Annotated in this window: 16 protein-coding genes; 5 read left to right on the forward strand and 11 right to left on the reverse strand. The window is 67.1% G+C overall.

What is annotated here, in order from left to right:
- Positions 1 to 71: 71 nt before the first annotated feature.
- From J5474_RS07820 to paaI, 5 genes are all read right to left on the reverse strand, one after another.
- A complete protein-coding gene (locus J5474_RS07820) occupies positions 72 to 1,223 on the reverse strand; it encodes a phosphoserine transaminase (protein ID WP_209360248.1) in 1,152 nt (383 codons plus the stop codon).
- Between the two features lie 359 nt (positions 1,224 to 1,582).
- Positions 1,583 to 2,152 carry a TetR/AcrR family transcriptional regulator gene (locus J5474_RS07825; protein WP_209360249.1) on the reverse strand — a complete coding sequence of 190 codons (570 nt, stop codon included), beginning with the start codon at positions 2,150 to 2,152 and terminating at the stop codon, positions 1,583 to 1,585.
- A gap of 70 nt (positions 2,153 to 2,222) precedes the next feature.
- A complete protein-coding gene (gene paaK / locus J5474_RS07830) occupies positions 2,223 to 3,527 on the reverse strand; it encodes a phenylacetate--CoA ligase PaaK (protein WP_209360250.1) in 1,305 nt (434 codons plus the stop codon).
- A 33-nt stretch (positions 3,528 to 3,560) separates the two neighbouring features.
- Positions 3,561 to 4,748 carry a 3-oxoadipyl-CoA thiolase gene (gene pcaF / locus J5474_RS07835; protein ID WP_209360251.1) on the reverse strand — a complete coding sequence of 396 codons (1,188 nt, stop codon included), beginning with the start codon at positions 4,746 to 4,748 and terminating at the stop codon, positions 3,561 to 3,563.
- Positions 4,741 to 5,196, reverse strand: coding sequence for a hydroxyphenylacetyl-CoA thioesterase PaaI (gene paaI / locus J5474_RS07840; RefSeq protein WP_209360252.1), 456 nt, complete (start codon positions 5,194 to 5,196; stop codon positions 4,741 to 4,743). The genes pcaF and paaI overlap by 8 nt, the downstream gene beginning before the upstream one ends.
- A 130-nt stretch (positions 5,197 to 5,326) precedes the next feature.
- On the opposite strand from paaI, the gene paaZ reads away from it, so the two are divergent.
- From paaZ to J5474_RS07855, 3 genes are read left to right on the forward strand one after another with little or no spacing between them, the layout of a single operon-like run.
- The gene (gene paaZ, locus J5474_RS07845; RefSeq protein WP_209360253.1) at positions 5,327 to 7,333 is read left to right on the forward strand and encodes a phenylacetic acid degradation bifunctional protein PaaZ; all 2,007 of its coding nucleotides are present in this window, start codon (positions 5,327 to 5,329) and stop codon (positions 7,331 to 7,333) included.
- A gap of 37 nt (positions 7,334 to 7,370) precedes the next feature.
- Positions 7,371 to 8,171, forward strand: coding sequence for a PaaX family transcriptional regulator C-terminal domain-containing protein (locus J5474_RS07850; RefSeq protein WP_209360254.1), 801 nt, complete (start codon positions 7,371 to 7,373; stop codon positions 8,169 to 8,171).
- 30 nt (positions 8,172 to 8,201) lie between these two features.
- Positions 8,202 to 8,543 (forward strand): DUF2794 domain-containing protein, encoded by a 342-nt coding sequence (locus J5474_RS07855; RefSeq protein WP_209360255.1) that lies wholly within the window; start codon positions 8,202 to 8,204, stop codon positions 8,541 to 8,543.
- A gap of 57 nt (positions 8,544 to 8,600) precedes the next feature.
- On the opposite strand, the gene speB is transcribed toward J5474_RS07855, so the two are convergent.
- The 4 genes from speB to J5474_RS07875 form a co-directional block, all read right to left on the reverse strand.
- Positions 8,601 to 9,557, reverse strand: a complete 957-nt coding sequence (gene speB / locus J5474_RS07860; protein WP_209360256.1) for an agmatinase — start codon at positions 9,555 to 9,557, stop codon at positions 8,601 to 8,603.
- Positions 9,558 to 9,677: 120 nt separating this feature from the next.
- A complete protein-coding gene (locus J5474_RS07865) occupies positions 9,678 to 10,511 on the reverse strand; it encodes a C40 family peptidase (RefSeq protein WP_209360257.1) in 834 nt (277 codons plus the stop codon).
- Entirely contained in the window at positions 10,508 to 11,887 is a 1,380-nt protein-coding gene (locus J5474_RS07870) for a leucyl aminopeptidase family protein (protein WP_209360258.1), read from the reverse strand. Before J5474_RS07870 ends, J5474_RS07865 begins: the two co-directional genes overlap by 4 nt.
- A gap of 123 nt (positions 11,888 to 12,010) precedes the next feature.
- A complete protein-coding gene (locus J5474_RS07875) occupies positions 12,011 to 12,391 on the reverse strand; it encodes a hypothetical protein (RefSeq protein WP_209360259.1) in 381 nt (126 codons plus the stop codon).
- A gap of 157 nt (positions 12,392 to 12,548) precedes the next feature.
- Here J5474_RS07875 and J5474_RS07880 point away from each other — a divergent pair, with 157 nt between their 5' ends.
- Complete coding sequence (locus J5474_RS07880; protein ID WP_209360260.1) at positions 12,549 to 13,190, forward strand: carbonic anhydrase; 642 nt, start codon at positions 12,549 to 12,551, stop codon at positions 13,188 to 13,190.
- A 15-nt stretch (positions 13,191 to 13,205) separates the two neighbouring features.
- Here the strand turns inward: J5474_RS07880 and J5474_RS07885 are convergent, their stop codons facing one another.
- Positions 13,206 to 13,457: a hypothetical protein gene (locus J5474_RS07885; protein ID WP_209360261.1), complete on the reverse strand. Its 252-nt coding sequence runs from the start codon at positions 13,455 to 13,457 to the stop codon at positions 13,206 to 13,208.
- Positions 13,458 to 14,204: 747 nt separating this feature from the next.
- Positions 14,205 to 15,227, reverse strand: a complete 1,023-nt coding sequence (locus J5474_RS07890) for an aspartate-semialdehyde dehydrogenase (RefSeq protein WP_209360262.1) — start codon at positions 15,225 to 15,227, stop codon at positions 14,205 to 14,207.
- A gap of 266 nt (positions 15,228 to 15,493) precedes the next feature.
- On the opposite strand from J5474_RS07890, the gene J5474_RS07895 reads away from it, so the two are divergent.
- A complete protein-coding gene (locus tag J5474_RS07895) occupies positions 15,494 to 17,374 on the forward strand; it encodes a polysaccharide biosynthesis protein (protein WP_209360263.1) in 1,881 nt (626 codons plus the stop codon).
- Positions 17,375 to 17,451: the final 77 nt, after the last annotated feature.

A 17,451-nucleotide genomic window follows, 5' to 3' on the forward strand; every position in this document is an offset into this window, starting at 1 on the left:
CCTTCAGGATGCAATGGGGGTGTGGGGCCCCGCCGGGGGCCCCGATTTATCCGTGAAAAGGCGTGTGCGGATCAGGCCGCTTCGAGTTCGGCGACGGTTTCCTCGAAGGCCCACTTGAGCCAGAGGGTCAGTGCCTCGACATCCGCGGCCTCGACGGTGGCACCGCACCAGACACGCAGACCCGCCGGAGCATCGCGGTAGGCACCGATGTCATAGGCGACGTTCGCCGTCTCCAGCTTCTTCGCCACGGACTTGGCAAAACCCGCGCCGTCGGTGATCCGGTCGTCGGTGAACTTCAAGCAGACGGAGGTGTTTGACCGCGTCGCCGGGTCCACGGCGAGGTTCTCGATCCAGTCGTGCCGGTCGCAGAAGTCCCACAGCACCTTGGCGTTGGTGGTGGCGCGCTCGATCAGCTTCGGCAAGCCGCCGACCTTGCGGGCCCAGTCCAGCGCCACGCGGTAGTCCTCGACCGCCAGCATCGACGGCGTGTTGATCGTCTCGCCCTTGAAGATGCCGTCGATCAGCTTGCCGCCCTTGGTCAGGCGGAAGATCTTCGGCATCGGCCATGCGGGGGAGTAGCTTTCAAGCCGCTCGACAGCGCGGGGGCTCAGGATCAGCATCCCGTGCGCTGCTTCGCCGCCCATCACCTTCTGCCAGGAGAAGGTCGTCACGTCGAGCTTTTCCCAAGGCAGGTCCATGGCGAAGGCGGCAGAGGTCGCGTCGCAGATCGTCAGGCCCGCGCGATCAGCGGGGATCGCATCGCCGTTCGGCAGGCGCACGCCGGAGGTGGTGCCGTTCCAGGTGAAGACCACGTCGGTATCAAAGTCGATCTCGGCAAAGTCCACGATCTCGCCATAGCCGGCGGTCTTGACCGCCGCGTCGATCTTCAGCTGCTTGACCACATCGGTCACCCAGCCGGAGCCGAAGCTTTCCCAGGCCACCATGGTCGCCTTGCGGGCGCCCAGCAGCGACCACATGGCCATTTCCATGGCGCCGGTGTCGGAGGCGGGCACGATGCCGATCCTGTAATCGGCGGGTATATCGAGGATCTCGCGGGTTTCCTCGATCGCGGCCTTCAGCTTTTCCTTGCCGATGGCAGCGCGGTGCGAGCGGCCGAGGGCGGCATCGCTGAGCTTGTCGAGGGAGAAATCGGGGATTTTGGCGCAGGGGCCGGACGAAAAACGCGGATTCGCCGGGCGCGCGGTGGGTGCATTGCTAGCCATGATAGCCTAACCTTCCAGATAGATGCCTCTCGTTGGGGAGAGGTGTCCCACCGCCGCATCTAGATGAATCGCGTTCGCGCAGCAAGCCGCATTTCCACTCTGGAAGGTCGCATCAGAGCATTGCACGAGGCGCGTGGAGCGGATCGGAAACTTCGCGCCTGCGGCGGGCACAGTGGGGCTCTGCCCAGCCCTTCGGGCTCCCCGAAAAATTTGCACCAAGGTGAAACAAAGAACGTCCCAACAAGCGGCGGGAAGCCCCCTTCTTCCTGGGCGAAATACTCCGGAGGGGGTTCGGGGGAGGCAGAGCCTCCCCCGGTCGGCCGCCCGCACACCGGCGCGGGCGAAACCCGCAGGACCGTTCAGAGCCGCTCCAGTCCGCCCTCCGCGAAATCCGCCGCGAGTTCGGCGAACTCGGCCCGCGACAGGCCCTTTCCCGGGCGGTGCCACTGGTAGACCCAGTTTATGATGCCGAACACCGTCATGGTGGCCGCGCGCAACCGGTCCCCGCTCAGGTCGGGGCGCTGCATTTGCAGGGCGCCGGACATCAGCCGCACCAGCGTGCGCTGGTGGGCCAGCACGGGCTGCTGCAACTCCGGCGGCAGCATGTGCAAGGATTCAAGCTGCAGTTTGTGTTCCGCGTCGGCGTGCTCGAATGCCGCGAGCAGCGCGCCCATCAGCGCGCGCAGCCCGTTTGGCGCGGCCTCCTCCGCGCGGGCCGTCACGTGGTCGTAATGCGTGCTCAGGATGTCCGACAGCAGCGCCTCCTTGCTGTCGTAATAGTGGTAGATCAGCGCCTTGGAGACGCCGCAGGCCTTCGCCGCCCCGGCCATGGACGCGCGGTCAAACCCGTTTTGCGCAAAATACTGCGCCGCGCCCCGGCGCAGGGCACAGCGTTTTTCCTCATGGTCATGGGCCAAGCCGCGCGGCATCGGACATCCTTTCTTGCGACCGCTCCGTTTCAAGAACGCGTCTTGCTACCGCTCCGCCACCTGAGCGCGGTCAAACCTTTGGACGGCTGTCGACAATGCGCACCGCCTTGCCCTGGCTGCGGGCCACGCCGCCCGGTTCGGCGAGGTCCACCTTTACCGTCACGCCGACCACCTGCTTGATCTTCGCTGCCAACTCCCGGCACGCCTCCGCTCCCTGTCCGGAGGCATGGGGGAAGCACTCGACCTTCACCCGCATCTCGTCGCGGTGTTCCACCCGGCTCAGCTCAAGCTGGAAGTGCGGCGCCAGCGCCTTCACCGTCATCAGCTGTTCCTCGATCTGCGTGGGAAAGACGTTCACGCCGCGAAGGATGATCATGTCGTCCGAGCGGCCCGTGACCTTTTCCATCCGCCGCATGGTCCGCGCAGTGCCGGGCATCAGGCGCGTCAGATCGCGGGTGCGGTAGCGGACGATGGGAAAGGCCTCTTTGGTCAGCGAGGTGAACACCAGCTCGCCCAGCTCGCCATCGGGCAGGACTTCGCCGGTCTCCGGGTCGATGATCTCCGGGTAGAAGTGATCCTCCCAGATGTGCAGACCGTCCTTCGTCTCCACGCATTCGTTGGCGACGCCCGGCCCCATGACCTCCGACAAGCCGTAGATATCGACCGCGTGCATATCGAAGGCCTCCTCGATCTCGCGCCGCATGGCGTTGGTCCATGGCTCCGCGCCAAAGATGCCGACCTTCAGCGGAGACTGGCGCGGATCGCGGCCCTGTTCGGCGTATTCGTCGATGATCGAGAGCGCATAGGAAGGCGTCACGGTGATCCCTGTCGCGCCGAAGTCTTCGATCAGGCGCACCTGCCGCTGTGTCATCCCGCCGGAGATCGGCACCGTGGTCAGCCCCAGCTTGTCCGCGCCAAGGTGGATGCCGAGACCGCCGGTGAACAGCCCGTAGCCATAGGCATTGTGCAGGATGTCACCGGCACGCAGGCCGGAGGCCCGGAGCGACCGCGCCACCACCGTCGCCCAGGTATCAAGATCGCGTTCGGTGTAGCCCACCACGGTCGGCTGCCCGGTGGTGCCCGACGACGCATGGATGCGCTTCACCCGTTCGCGCGGCACGGCGAACATGCCAAAGGGGTAGTTGTCGCGCAGATCGCCCTTCACGGTGAAGGGGAACTTCGCCAGATCCTCCAGCGTGGCCAGGTCGTCGGGGTGGACGCCCGCCGCGTCGAAGCTGGTGCGATAGTGCGGCACGTTCTCGTAAGCGTGGCGCAGCGACCACTTCATGCGCTCCAGTTGCAGCGCCGCCAGTTCATCGCGCGAGGCGGTCTCGATCGGCTCGAGATCGCCGGGCTTCGGGGAAAGGTCTTCCATCGCGTCTCCTCCCTCAGGGACCGTATCTGTGCGTCAGAGCGCCTCGAGCGCCAGCGCGATCCCCTGGCCCACGCCGATGCACATGGTGCAGAGCGCGTGGCGCTCCGCCCGGTCCTGCAGCGACTGCGCCGCCGTCAGCGCCAGCCGTGCGCCGGACATGCCCAGCGGGTGCCCCAGCGCGATGGCCCCACCATGCGGGTTCACGTGCGGCGCGTCGTCGGGCAGGCCGAGGTGCCGCGTCACCGCCAGCGCCTGCGCCGCGAAGGCCTCGTTCAGCTCGATCACGTCGAAGGCGTTGATGGACATGTTCAGGAAGCCCATCAGCTTCTCTGTCGCGGGCGCGGGACCAAAGCCCATTATGCGCGGCGCGACGCCCGCCGTGGCGGCGCCAAGGATGCGGGCGACCGGCTTCAGCCCATGCTTTTCCGCCGCTTCGGGAGAGGCGACGATCAGCGCGCAGGCGCCGTCATTGACCCCCGATGCATTGCCCGCCGTGACCGATCCGCCCTGCCGGAAGGGCGTCTTCAGCGCGGCAAGCTTTTCCATCGAGGTCTGGCGCGGGTGTTCATCGGTGTCGACCACGACGGCATCGCCCCGGCGCTGCGGGATGGTGACGGGGGTGATTTCCGTCGCCATGCGCCCCGACGCGATGGCGGCGGCGGCGCGCTCCTGCGAGCGGTAGGCAAATGCGTCCTGGTCTTCGCGGCTGACGTTGAAATCCTCGGCCACGTTCTCGGCGGTCTCGGGCATCGACTCCGTACCGAATTTCGCCTGCATCCCAGGATTGACGAAGCGCCAGCCGATGGTGGTGTCATGGACCGCGTTTTCGCGGGTGAAGGCAGCGCCGGCCTTTGGCATGACAAACGGCGCCCGGGACATGCTCTCGACACCGCCCGCGACGATGATCTCCGCCTCGCCGCACTTGATCTGCCGCGCCGCCATGGCCACGGCATCCAGCCCGGAACCGCACAGGCGGTTGATCGTGGTGCCCGGCACCTGCGTGCCCAGACCCGCCAGCAGGGCGGACATGCGGGCGACGTTGCGGTTGTCCTCGCCCGCCTGATTGGCGCAGCCCGCGATGACTTCGTCCACCGGCAGGCCCTCCGGCACGATGGCGCGGATCACATGCGCCAGCAGATCGTCCGGGCGGACCGATGACAATGCGCCGCCGTAGCGGCCGATTGGGGTGCGGGTGCCCTGGCAAAGCCACGCTTCACGCATTCGAATTCTCCGTTGGATCGGCGGCCTCGTCAAAAAGGCTGCCCTTGATGGTGCGCGAAAGCCCGCGCATGAGGGCGATCTTGCGCCCGTCCTGCCCCGTCACGGTGACGTCGTAGACGCCGGAGCGCCCGGGACGTGCCTGTTCCTGTGCGGTAGCGGTCAGGCGTTCGCCGGGCTGGCCGGGCATCAGAAAGGTGATCTGGTTTTCCTGCGCCACCGTCACCTGATTGTAGCTGTTGCAGGCAAAGGCAAAGGCGCTGTCGGCGAGGGTAAAGATGAAACCGCCGTGGCAGATGCGATGCCCGTTCAGGTGATGCGGCTGAACCGCCATCGACAACACCGCGCGCCCCGGACCGATCTCGTCGAGGCTGATCCCGAGGGTCTGACTGGCAATGTCGCCCGCCCACATGGCTGCGGCGGACCGCTCGGCGCGTTCCTGTGGTGTCATCGAAACTGTCCTCCCTGGGCGTGACGATGCACAAAGCCGACCACACGGTCAAGTATGTTGCCACGGCCCGCCAATTGGGGCAGCCTGAGCCGAAGCCGGGGCCCCGCCCCGACCGATGGGAGGAACGTCGATGGCTATTCTGGAACCGGCAAGCTACGTCGCAGGCGATTGGATCGCGCCGGGGGCGGCGGCACGCGATGTCTTTGGCCCGGTGGACGGTGCACGCATCGCCCGCGTCGGCGGCGCGCCCGACACGGGGCGGATGCTGTCCCACGCCATCGACCGCGGCGGCCCCGCCCTGCGGGCCATGACCTTCCACGACCGCGCCAGGATGCTGAAGGCGCTGGCGGGCTACATCGACAGCCGCAAGGAAGAGCTCTACGCACTCAATCCGCTGACCGGGGCCACCCGGCGCGACGGCTCGGTGGACATCGAGGGCGGCATCATCACCATGACCGTCATCGCTGGCAAGGGGCGGCGCGAGATGCCCGACGGGCACGTCTACCTCGATGGCGCGGTCGAGCGGATCTCCCGCTCCGGCAGTTTCCTCGCCCAGCACATCGCGGTGCCGCGCCGGGGCGTCGCGGTGCATATCAACGCCTTCAACTTCCCGGTCTGGGGTATGCTGGAGAAGCTGGCGCCGACGCTTCTGGCGGGAATGCCCGCCATCGTCAAACCCGCGACCCAGACGTGTTTCCTGACGGAGGCGTGCTTTCGCATGATCGTCGAGTCGGAGTTGCTGCCGGAGGGCGCGGTGCAGCTGATCTGCGGCCCCACGGGGGACCTTCTGGACCGGTTGGGGCCGCAGGACGTGGTCAGTTTCACCGGCTCCGCCGACACCGCCCTGACGCTGCGCGGCAATCGCACCCTTCTGGCACAGTCGGTCCGCTTCATGGCCGAAGCCGACAGCCTGAACGCCACCATACTTGGCCCGGACGTGACGCCCGGCAGCACGGAATTCGACCATTTCGTGAAACAGGTGGTGACGGAGATGACCGTGAAGGCGGGGCAGAAATGTACCGCGATCCGCCGCATCCTAGTTCCCGACACGCAACTTGACGCGGTGACGGATGCCGTGGCCGACCGCCTGCGAGACCTGACCATCGGCGACCCCTCGGGCGACGCGCGCATGGGGGCGCTGGCCTCCGCAGAGCAGCGCGCCGACGTGCTGGGGAAGGCCGCCCGCATCGGCTGCGAGGCGGTCAACGTGCTGGACGGGCTGACCGCGCCCGACGGCCCCGGCTTCGTCGCGCCGATGCTGTTCCGCTGCGACGACCCGTCGGGCGACGCCGTGCACGACACCGAAGCCTTCGGCCCGGTTGCCACAGTCATGCCCTATGCAAACGTGACGCAGGCAGCTGCTCTCGCCAACCGGGGCAGGGGATCGCTGGTGGCCTCTCTCGTGACGGCCGATCCCGACATAGCCCGCGCCATAACGCTTGAAACCGCCGCGTGGCACGGGCGGCTCCACATCACCGATGCCACCTGCGTGAAAGAGGCCACCGGCCACGGCGCCCCCCTGCCCCACCTCGTGCATGGCGGACCCGGCCGCGCTGGCGGCGGCGAGGAACTGGGCGGCGTGCGCGGCGTCCTGCACTACATGCAGCGCACCGCCGTGCAGGGATCGCCGGATACGCTGACCGCCATCACCGGCCAGTGGATGCCCGGCGCCGGGCAGGTGAAGGGTTCGGCGCACCCCTTCCAGCGCACCTTTGACGAGATCGCCATCGGTGGGACGATCCTGACCGAAGGCCGCGAGGTGACGCTGGAGGATATCGAGCATTTCGCCAATTTCACCGGCGACACCTTCTACGCCCACATGGACGACGCGGCGGCAAAGGCGAACCCCTTCTTCCCCGGCCGCGTGGCGCATGGCTACCTGCTGCTGAGCTTTGCCGCAGGGCTTTTCGTGCAGCCCGATCCCGGCCCGGTGCTGGCCAATACCGGGCTGAACGCGCTGTCTTTTCAGAAGCCGGTTTCCCCCGGCGACCGGGTGCATGTCCGGCTGACCGCAAAGCGCAAGACCCGGCGCACCGACAGCTACGGCGAGGTGGCGTGGAACGTGACACTCTACAATCAGGACAACGATCAGGTGGCGGAATACGAATTGCTGACCATGGTCTCCTACACGCGCTGAGCTTGTGCACCGAGGCCGCCGCGTCTAATCCCGTAACATGGACCCGCTACGCCCGCTGATAGAGACCCTGAACGCCGACGGGCGCCCGCGCATCTGGTCGCTGGTGATCACTGTCTTCGGCGATTGCGTGGTGCCGCGCGGGGGGCGGATCGCCACCGCGCGGCTAAGCCGCCTGCTGGCCCGCGTGGGCGTGGAAACCGGGGCCGTGCGCACCGCGCTCTCCCGCCTGTCGCAGGACGGCTGGGTCGAAGGGCGGCGCAGCGGCCGCACCAGCAGCTACGCCCTGACCGCGCGCGGATTGCAGGAATTCGCCCCCGCGACACAGCGCATCTACGCCCCCCCGCGCGAGAGGTCGGTGGGGACGTGGGTCTTTGACAGCCCCGCCGTGGGGGGCCTGAAGGTCGCAGGCGGCGGGTTGCGCCCGGCCCCCGTCAGCGACGCACCGCAGGGAATGCGCATCACCGGGGCGCTGGCCCCCGAAAGCGCCGCCGCCGTGGCCGAGGGACTGGACCCCGCGCACCGGCTGGCGCTGCAGCGCATGGCGGTTGACCTCGTGGCGCAGGAATTGGTGGGGGATACCCCTCTGGATCACGCGGCCGCGCGACTGCTTCTGGTGCACCGCTGGCGGCGGCTGATCCTGCGCTGGCCGGAGGTGCCGACGGACCTGATGCCCGCCGATATCGCCCCGCGCGACCTGCACCGGGCGATGGCCCGTGCCTACGCGCGCCTCACCCCGGGCACCGAGGCATGGCTGGACACCGCCGAGGGCGAGATGCCCGCCATGCCCGCCGCCTCGGAAGATGTGGCGCGCCGGTTCTCCTTTACGCAAAGCTCTTGATTTGCCCCGGAGAAGGCGCAAATCTGAGTCATGAACAGCCTCACCCCCTTTCCCGGTCATGGCCAGCCGCAGGATGTCGTGGCCTTTCACCGGACAGAGCTGAACGTCATCCTGTCGCTCTATGGCCGCATGGTCGCCGCCGGGGAATGGCGTGACTACGGGATATCCAGCCTGCGCGACGTGGCGGTTTTCTCCGTCTTCCGCCGCACCGCCGAGACCCCTTTGTACCGCATAGAAAAACGTCCCAAGCTGCGCGCCCGGCAGGGCGAATATGCCCTCATCGGCACGGAGGGGCAGGTCCTGAAGCGCGGACACGATCTGAAGGCCGTGCTCCGCCTGCTGGATCGAAAGCTGATCCGCCCCGTCGACTGATCCGCGGGACGGTTCACGATTGTCCGTGGAGGACTCGGGCGCGGCTCAGGCTCAGGCTCAGGCGGCCAGCATCGCGCAGAGCAATTCGAACATGATCGACACGCCAAGGAAGGCCGTCCCGCCCGAGGCGTCGAACGGCGGCGAAACCTCGACCAGATCCGCGCCCGCGATATCCACCCCGTAGAGTTCGCGGCAGACCTGCAGCGCCTGAAAACTGTTCGGGCCGCCGACCTCCGGCGTGCCCGTGCCGGGGGCGAAAGTCGGGTCGACGAAATCGATGTCGTAGCTGACATAGGTCGGCCCGGCCCCCACGATCTCGCGCGCTTCGGCCATCACGTCCGGGATGCCGCGGGCAAACAATTCCTCGATCTCGACGATGCGGATGCCTTCGGCTTTCGCAAAGTCGCGATCCTCGCTGTCATACATCGTGCCCCGGATACCGATCTGGATGACGCGCCTTGGATCGAGCAGCCCTTCCTCCACCGCGCGGCGGAAAGGCGTGCCGTGGGTGTACATCGTGCCACCGAAATAACTGTGGAAGAGGTCCGTGTGGCTGTCGAAATGGATCATGCCCAGCGCTTCGTCCCTGGCCAGTGCGCGCAGCACCGGGAGCGAGGTCAGGTGGTCGCCGCCCGCCGTCAGGGGCCGGATGCGCTGCGCCACCAGCCGGTCGTAAAAGGCCGTGATCCGCGCCATGCTGTCCTGAATGTCAGCCGGGTTCGGCCCCACGTCGCCAAGGTCGGCGCAGTTCGCCGCCTCGAAGGGACGCAGGCCGGTGACGCTGTGCTGCGCCCGGATCATGGTGGAGGCATCGCGCAACTGGCGTGGCCCGTGGCGCGGGCCGGGCCGGTTGGTGGTCCCGCTGTCCCACGGCACCCCGACGAGGCCGATCGCCACATCCGCGAAACGCGGATGGTCGGGCGTCACGACCGGCAGGCGCATGAAACTGGGGACGCCCGCAAAGCGCGGCAGGTCAAAGCCGGAGACTGGGTGAAAGAACGGGTCGGACATCATCGTATACCTTTCTGGTGTGCCAGGTCATGTGTCGCGATCTGGTATGGCGGTAGGGGCGCTGCCCCTCGGCCTGCGGCCTCACCCCGGAGTATTTTAACCACGGAGAAACAGCAGACCCGCTTATCGGATGCGGGCGTGACGGGTGACGGGGCCTTCGCCCTGCTCCTCAATGCGGGCGATGGCTCTGCGGATCGGTTCGAAAGCCACCGACATCGTGTGCGCATTGGCGTGCAGCAATGTCTCCGGGTCGGCAACCCAGGCCACATGCCCGCGCCAGAACATCAGGTCGCCGCGTTGCGGGCGCGTGCCGGGGGGCAGCGTTTCGCCCAGATCCCGCGCCTGCATGTCGCTGTCGCCGGGGCAGTCTATCCCGAGCGCCCGGCAGCCGACCTGCGCAAGGCCCGAACAGTCGATGCCCCAGATCGAGTTGCCGCCCCAGAGGTAGGGCACCCCAAGGTAAAGCTCGGCCATGGCGACCGGGTCGGCCGGAACGGCCTGCGACAGATGGGCTGCCGGTATCCAGCCCAGTTCGGTGCGGGCGAAGCGGCCTTCGGTGCCGGAAACGGCCAGCGCGGCGCCATGCGGGAGGGCATGGGTTTCGTGCTGTTTGAAGTCCGGCGCGGGGTAGACGTGGGTCTGCCGAACCCCCACCCGGTGGGTCGGGTCGGGTCGCGGACGCACGGGAAGCAGGGCCGCTTCGCGCAGCCAGCCGGCGTACCCCCCCAGTTCCGGCGCGATGCCGAATACCCAGCCATCGCGGCGCTCCAGCACATCGAAACGCTGGCCATAGACCAGCTGCCGGTCACGTTGCCCGTCCGGCCTGCGGCAGAGGTCGGAGACGGATTCCGCGAGCCATGCGGGCCTGGGATCGACCGGGATGAGGGCGGGGTGCTCCGCCGCCCGCCAACGGGCCACGACGCGGTCGTTGGCGGGGGTGCTGCGCGGGTCTGTCACAGCCCCAGCACCTGCGGCAGCGCGGCGAGGATCGCGCGCGGCCCCTGACCGAGACCTCCCTTGGACCGGCCCGGCGCGGCGGCGGGCTGCCAGCTGTAGATGTCGAAATGCGCGTAGATGCCGGCACCTGCGGTGAAACGGCGCAGGAACAACGCCGCCGTTATGGAGCCCGCGAAGCCGCCCGAGGGTGCATTGTCCAGATCCGCGATGTCGGGTTCGATCATCGCCTCGTAGGGTTCGTGGAAGGGCATCCTCCAGACCGGATCAGCCTCGTCGCGCGCCGCCTTGGTCAGCGCCTCGATGAAACCCTCGTCGTCGCAGTAGAAGGGCGCGAGGTCGGGGCCGACCGCCACCCGCGCGGCCCCCGTCAGCGTCGCCATCGACAGCATCAGATCGGGGCTTTCCTCCGCGCCGAAGGCCAGCGCATCGGCCAGCACCAGCCGCCCCTCCGCGTCGGTGTTGTTGATCTCCACCGTTTTTCCCAGCCGCGAGGCCAGCACGTCGCCGGGGCGGAAGCTGTTGCCGGTAACGGAGTTTTCCACCGCCGGGATCAGCAGGCGCAGCCGCACCTTCAGCCCGGAGGCCATGATCATCTGCGCCAGCCCCAGCGTATTGGCCGCGCCTCCCATGTCCTTCTTCATGATCCCCATGGAAGTGCCCGGCTTCAGGTTCAGCCCCCCGGTGTCAAAGCACACGCCCTTGCCGACCAGCGTCACGCGCGGCCCTTCCGACCCCCAACGCAGGTCGATCAGGCGCGGCGCCTGCGGCCCGGCACGGCCGACGGTGTGGATCAGGGGGAAGTTCTTTTCCAGCAGTACTTCGCCGGTGGTCACCTCCATCCGGGCGTTGAACCGCTCCGCAAGTGTGCGCGCGGCCTGTTCCAGCGCCTCGGGTCCCATGTCTTCGGCAGGGATGTTGACGAGGTCGCGGGTCAGGAACTCCGCCTCTGCCAGCCGTTCGATCCGGGCGGTATCCAACCCGCCGGGTGCTGCCAGAAGGCGGTCGGCGGCGCTTGCATCCTTGTAGCGGGTGAACCGGTAGGTGGTGAGTAACCAGCCCAGCGCCTCCGTCGCCGGATTATCCAGCTGACCGGAGGCAAGCCGGTACGCCCCCGGCGCCAGCGCGGGCACCGCCCCTGCCAGCGGGAAACGCTGACGCGCCCGCTGCTCCGGCGTGCCGTAACCCGCCAGCGCCGCCACGGGGCCACCGTCATCGCCCGGGATCATCAACGCGCTGCCCAGCGCGCCGGAAAATCCGCTGCCCCGCACCCAGGCCGCCACGCGGGGCGGCTGATCCGCGATCCAGTTCTCCAGCGTCTCCGGGGTCAGGACGTGCAGGGGAATGGCCTCTGCGGCGGGGGCAAAACGGGGGGACATGCGGGCTCCTGTGCCTGGTTCGGAGCCAAGCCTAGCCCGCCCGCAGGGCGCTGCAAGCGGATTTCTCGGGTGCAGGCGCCGTGGGGCGGCGCCCGCTGCCGTACCGCGGATCAAGCCGCGGAATCAGATGGAGAATTCATTGATATCCCACAATTGCGTCAGCGACCGCTCCCCGGTGCGGGCCAGCCGCGCCAATGTCGCGGACTCCGCCACGAGGTCGCCGAATTCGAGACAGGTCATCACGTCGTGCGACACGCGGCTCAGCGACCGCATACCGATCTGTTCCGCGATCGCGGAAAGCGACCGCAGAGTCTTGTGCATGTCTTCGCGGGGGCCGGTCAGGGCCATTTCCTGCACCTGGCACAAACGTTGTGCCAACTGCTCCATGGCGCGGCAGATCACGTCCTCGGCCGTATGCGGACCAAGGTCCTGGTACAGAGTCCGGATCTGGGCCGTGTCCATATCGGGACACTCCACCGGCGACAGGTACGTCACCTCGTTCACATCTCACCCCATTCCTTGGCCCCCACAGCCATGTGCAAACTGCAACGCGGGGCCTTCCCAAATGGTTATTCCCCAACTCTGTTTTCCCTCGCATTTCGCTTGAATCCCGCCTAATCGGGGGAGCAAGAATATTTCACGTTCCCGAACGGAGGCACGAATGGAGTTTACGAAACCCCTGCCCGCCTATCTGGTCACGCGATACCACGGCTGGAAGGCGACCACCTACGCAGAGAACCGCGCATGGTACAAACGACTGGCGACAGAAGGCCAGCGCCCGCGGGCCATGGTGATCTCATGCTGCGATTCGCGGGTGCATGTGACGTCGATCTTCGGGGCGGATCAGGGCGAATTCTTCATTCACCGCAATATCGCAAACCTCGTGCCGGTCTACGAACCGGACGGCAATCACCACGGCACCTCGGCCGCGGTGGAATACGCCGTGACGGCGCTGAAGGTGGCGCATGTGATCGTGCTCGGGCATTCCAGCTGCGGCGGCGTTCAGGGATGTCTGGACATGTGTCAGGGCCGCGCGCCGGAACTGGAGGAGACGTCCTCCTTCGTCGGGCGCTGGATGGACATCCTGAAGCCCGGATACGAGGCGGTGAAGGATGACCCCGACATGCCCCGCGCGCTGGAGCACGAGGCGGTGCGGGTGTCCCTGCGCAACCTGATGACCTTCCCCTTCGTGCAAGGTGCCGTCGAGGCCGGCGAACTGTCGCTGCACGGCTTGTGGACCGACATCGGCGAGGGCGGGCTGCAGAACCTGGAGCCCGGAACCGGGCGTTTCGTGCCGGTCTGATCGCGTCCTGCCCCGTCAGACGGGGCGCAGGTCGCCCGCATGGCCATCGGCGCGGGCGACAACGCAGGGCCGGCCGATGCGCGCGGAGATCGCGGCCATCGGCACGCCGAGGTCGCTGCCGGTGCACAGCGCGCGATCGCGATCATCGAGCACCACGAGGTGGCCTTCCCGAAAGCTCAGGGCGTAGCCTTTTGCCCGTAGCGTTCCGGCGATCTGCTGCCAGCTCTCGCCGGTCTCGAAAATCGGCGCTAGAAAAATGCGCAGCATGGTGCGCGACTCGCAGTCAAGCGGAGCCGGGAGACCCGCATCGCGGACCCCGCCCCACCCGGCCTGGGCGGTGGGTTGATATCTCATAGGAATTGTCCTTGCCTGAGCAACAACCGTGGCAAGAGAATACGGCGCAAATATGGCATTCCACCCCGGTTATCCACAGGCTCGCGCAGATTGTAAAACCGTGTGTTAACTCTGCGCCATTCCGGTGACCCGGACGCACTGGGCGTCACACGTTCCCTCTTGAAGCCGGTCCATTCCGCTGTGGCCTACCAGAAGAAAAAGAGCAGAGAGAGCGCGTCTCGGTGCCCCTTCTCACGCGGGGCACATTTGGCCGCAGGAGCTCCCCCGGAGCAGTCCCGGCAGCAGTCCCGACAGCAGTCATTGACACGAGATGGTCTGGCCCGACACCCCTCCGCGGAGAGAGTGGAGAGAGGCAAAGGGGGGCTGTCGGGCCGTCCTGTTCGCCATTCTGGCGGCGCGCGGTCGCGCGTTCATGAAGGATTCTTAACACTTTCGAGACGACTTTTCCAGTTTGGCGCGCGACAGCGCGCGGCGCGGAAGCCTAGCTCCCCCATCCCTTCGAACAGGGTCTGACAGTGCGCCGCCCGTTTGCGTTGCGATCCCCAGCGCGCTGTTAAGATTGACAACCAAGCAAGGGGCAGCGCCCCCTGCAAACGCGAAACGCGCCACCCCATCGGGGCAGCGCGCGAATCGTTCAGGCAAAGGCGACTTGACCGGTCTTCAGCCTTTCTTCAGGCACTTCTGCCCCAGCACCTCGGCGATCTGAACCGCGTTCAGTGCCGCGCCCTTTCGCAGGTTGTCCGAGACGCACCACAGGTTCAGGCCATTGTCGATGGTGCTGTCCTGCCGGATGCGGCTGATGAAGGTGGCGAAATCGCCGACGCATTCCTTCGGCGTCACGTAGCCGCCGTCCTCACGCTTGTCGATCACCATGATGCCGGGCGCCTCGCGCAGGATGTCGCGCGCCTCGTCCTCGTCGAGGAAGTCCTCGAACTCGATGTTGATCGCTTCCGAGTGGCCGACAAAGACCGGCACCCGCACGCAGGTCGCGGTCAGCTTGATCGAAGGGTCGATGATCTTCTTCGTTTCCGCGACCATCTTCCACTCTTCCTTGGTGGAACCGTCCTCCATGAAGACGTCGATATGCGGGATCACGTTAAAGGCGATTTCCTTCGGGTACTTCTTCGGTGGCACGTCCTTCACCGGATTGTAAACCGCCTTGGTCTGTTCCCACAGTTCGTCCATGCCTTCCTTGCCGGAGCCGGAAACCGACTGGTAGGTCGACACCACGACGCGCTTGATCTTCGCGCGGTCGTGCAGCGGCTTCAGCGCGACGACCATCTGGGCGGTCGAACAGTTCGGGTTCGCGATGATGTTCTTCTTGGTGTAGCCGTACACCGCATCGGCGTTCACCTCCGGCACCACCAGCGGCACGTCCGGGTCATAGCGATACAGCGACGAGTTATCGATCACCACGCAGCCCGCCGCGGCGGCCTTCGGCGCGAACTCCTTTGTCGGGCCGGATCCCACGGCAAAGAGCGCGATGTCCCAGCCGGTGAAGTCGAAGGTTGCCAGGTCCCGGGTCTTCAGGGTCTTGTCGCCGAAGGAAACTTCTGTGCCGAGAGATTTGCGCGAGGCAAGCACGGCGATCTCGTCGACGGGGAATTCCCGCTCGGCGAGGATGTTCAGCATTTCGCGGCCCACGTTTCCCGTGGCGCCTACGACGACGATCCGGTAGCCCATTCGGCCCTCCTGACTTGGGTTTGCGCCAGACGCGGCTTTGCCCGCCCGACTGGCGCGCGTCATACCGCAGGACGTCCGCAGGGGAAAGGCCGGAAAAGCAGGGTGGCCATCGCGCTTAAATCCGCCTTAACCCCCGGCGTGCCAGAACTCCCGGCAGTACCGACGGGGGCCGCACATGGCTTCACGACGGGTTTCGTGACGATCATGTGGCGCCCGTGGCGCATCACCGGGGGCGATGGGCGTCCCCGAACGAGGGGGTCTGGCACATGCTCTTCCAGATGGTGACGCGGCTGACGCGCGGGCAGAAACAGGTAGCCTTTGTCCTGCTGGACGCGGTGACGGTGCTGGCTGCGGTCATGCTCGTCCGCCTTCTGGATGGCGCGCAGACCCTGCCGGACACTCCGGCGCCCTGGCTGCTCGGGACGGTCCTGGCGATCTGGGCGGCGGTTCTGGGCTGGGTCATGGGGCTGACACGAAGCAGGCTCAACGCCTATGAGGCGCGCGGCGTGACGCATACGGTGATCTACGCACTGGCGCTGGGGACCGCACACCTTGGCCTGTCACCGGTGCTGGGCGGCGCGGTTCCGCCTGTCGCCCATGTGACCTTTGTCCTGCTGGTCATGGTGCTTTCGGCGGGGTGGCGCGTGACTCTGCGCCAGCTCACCCATCATATTTACCTCAGCGGTCCCGATACGCTGCGCGTGCTGATCTACGGCGCCGGCACCGCCGGACAACAGTTGCAGGCGGCTCTGCGCCATGCGCGGGGCATCAGGATCGTGGGCTTCATCGACGACAACCCCACACTGCAATCGCAGGTTGTCGCCGGGCTCAGGGTCTTTGGCCCCTCCCGTCTGCCGCAACTGGTGGCCGACCGGCGCGTGGACCGGATCGTTCTGGCGATGCCGGACGCCTCGGCGGCGGACGTGGCGCGGCTGCGCCAACGGTTGCGCCACCTGGACGCCGAAGTGCACGCGCTGCCCTGCTTTGCCGCGCTGGTGCGCGAAGGGCTACGCCCCGCGCAGGGCGCGCCGGTGCCGGTCGCCGACCTGCTCGGCCGCAGCGGGCTGGAACGCGAACTGCCCGGTGTCAGCCACAGCTACCTTGGCCAGCGCATCCTCGTGACCGGGGCGGGCGGCTCCATCGGGTCGGAACTCTGCCGGCAGCTGCTGTCCTGCGAGCCGGAGCGGATCGTGCTGGTGGATCACTCGGAACTGGCGCTCTACACCATCGAAAAGGAACTGCGCAGCCTGATCGATGAAGGCGAGGGACCCGGACCGGAGATCGAGGCCGTGCTGGGCAGCGTGCTCGACGCCGACCTGATGACCCGGAGCCTGCGCCGCCACGAGATCGACGTCGTCCTGCACGCCGCCGCCTACAAACACGTCCCCATGGTCGAGGCGAATCCGCTGGCGGGCCTTCAGAACAACGTGCTGGGCACCCGCGTGATGGCAGAGGCGGCGCGCGCCTGTTCGGTGGCGCGCTTCATCCTGATTTCCAGCGACAAGGCCGTGCGCCCGACCAATGTCATGGGCGCCTCGAAGCGGTTGGCCGAACTGGTGGTGCAGGACCTTGCCGCACGCTCCGAATGGACGGTCTTCTCCATGGTGCGCTTCGGCAACGTGCTGGGGTCGAGCGGATCGGTCGTGCCGCTCTTCGAGGAACAGATCGCCCGCGGCGGACCGGTGACGCTCACGCACCCTGAGGTCACTCGCTACTTCATGACGATCCCGGAAGCGGTGCGTCTGGTGCTGCTGACCGGCAGTTTCGCGCGCGGTGGCGATGTCTTCGTGCTGGATATGGGCGACCCGGTGCCCATCGCCCGCATCGCGGCCCAGATGATCGAAGGCGCGGGTTACACCGTACGCGACGCCGCCAACCCCGATGGCGATATCGAGATCGCCGTGACCGGTCTGCGCCCGGGCGAAAAACTGCACGAGGAACTGCTGATATCCTGTGACATGCTGACCACCCCGCATCCAAAGATCCGCCGCGCGCAGGAGGATCGCCTGTCGGAATTCGAGGTGGCAACCGCATTGAAGGAACTGCGCCTCGCGCTGGAGACCCGCGACGAGGCCGCCGCCCGCGCCATGATCGCCCGCTGGGTGGAGCCGGCACCGGCAGACGGCGCCCGCACCGGGCTGGCCTGACCGACCTGACCTAACCGATCTGGCCCGACAGACGTGGCCCGGCTGACTTGGTCCGGCTGACTTGGCCTGATGACCGA

The organism is Sagittula salina (assembly GCF_017813235.1).
Lineage (GTDB): Bacteria > Pseudomonadota > Alphaproteobacteria > Rhodobacterales > Rhodobacteraceae > Sagittula > Sagittula salina.

What these genes read in the sequence shown, in the direction of transcription:
- J5474_RS07850 (WP_209360254.1), top strand. Translation starts at nt 7,371, where the DNA reads ATGGACCCGCTACGCCCGCTGATAGAGACCCTGAACGCCGACGGGCGC.
- J5474_RS07855 (WP_209360255.1), top strand. Translation starts at nt 8,202, where the DNA reads ATGAACAGCCTCACCCCCTTTCCCGGTCATGGCCAGCCGCAGGATGTC.
- J5474_RS07825 (WP_209360249.1), bottom strand. Translation starts at nt 2,152, where the DNA reads ATGCCGCGCGGCTTGGCCCATGACCATGAGGAAAAACGCTGTGCCCTG.
- paaK (WP_209360250.1), bottom strand. Translation starts at nt 3,527, where the DNA reads ATGGAAGACCTTTCCCCGAAGCCCGGCGATCTCGAGCCGATCGAGACC.
- J5474_RS07880 (WP_209360260.1), top strand. Translation starts at nt 12,549, where the DNA reads ATGGAGTTTACGAAACCCCTGCCCGCCTATCTGGTCACGCGATACCAC.
- J5474_RS07890 (WP_209360262.1), bottom strand. Translation starts at nt 15,227, where the DNA reads ATGGGCTACCGGATCGTCGTCGTAGGCGCCACGGGAAACGTGGGCCGC.
- J5474_RS07870 (WP_209360258.1), bottom strand. Translation starts at nt 11,887, where the DNA reads ATGTCCCCCCGTTTTGCCCCCGCCGCAGAGGCCATTCCCCTGCACGTC.
- speB (WP_209360256.1), bottom strand. Translation starts at nt 9,557, where the DNA reads ATGATGTCCGACCCGTTCTTTCACCCAGTCTCCGGCTTTGACCTGCCG.
- pcaF (WP_209360251.1), bottom strand. Translation starts at nt 4,748, where the DNA reads ATGCGTGAAGCGTGGCTTTGCCAGGGCACCCGCACCCCAATCGGCCGC.
- paaZ (WP_209360253.1), top strand. Translation starts at nt 5,327, where the DNA reads ATGGCTATTCTGGAACCGGCAAGCTACGTCGCAGGCGATTGGATCGCG.
- paaI (WP_209360252.1), bottom strand. Translation starts at nt 5,196, where the DNA reads ATGACACCACAGGAACGCGCCGAGCGGTCCGCCGCAGCCATGTGGGCG.
- J5474_RS07885 (WP_209360261.1), bottom strand. Translation starts at nt 13,457, where the DNA reads ATGCTGCGCATTTTTCTAGCGCCGATTTTCGAGACCGGCGAGAGCTGG.
- J5474_RS07895 (WP_209360263.1), top strand. Translation starts at nt 15,494, where the DNA reads ATGCTCTTCCAGATGGTGACGCGGCTGACGCGCGGGCAGAAACAGGTA.
- J5474_RS07820 (WP_209360248.1), bottom strand. Translation starts at nt 1,223, where the DNA reads ATGGCTAGCAATGCACCCACCGCGCGCCCGGCGAATCCGCGTTTTTCG.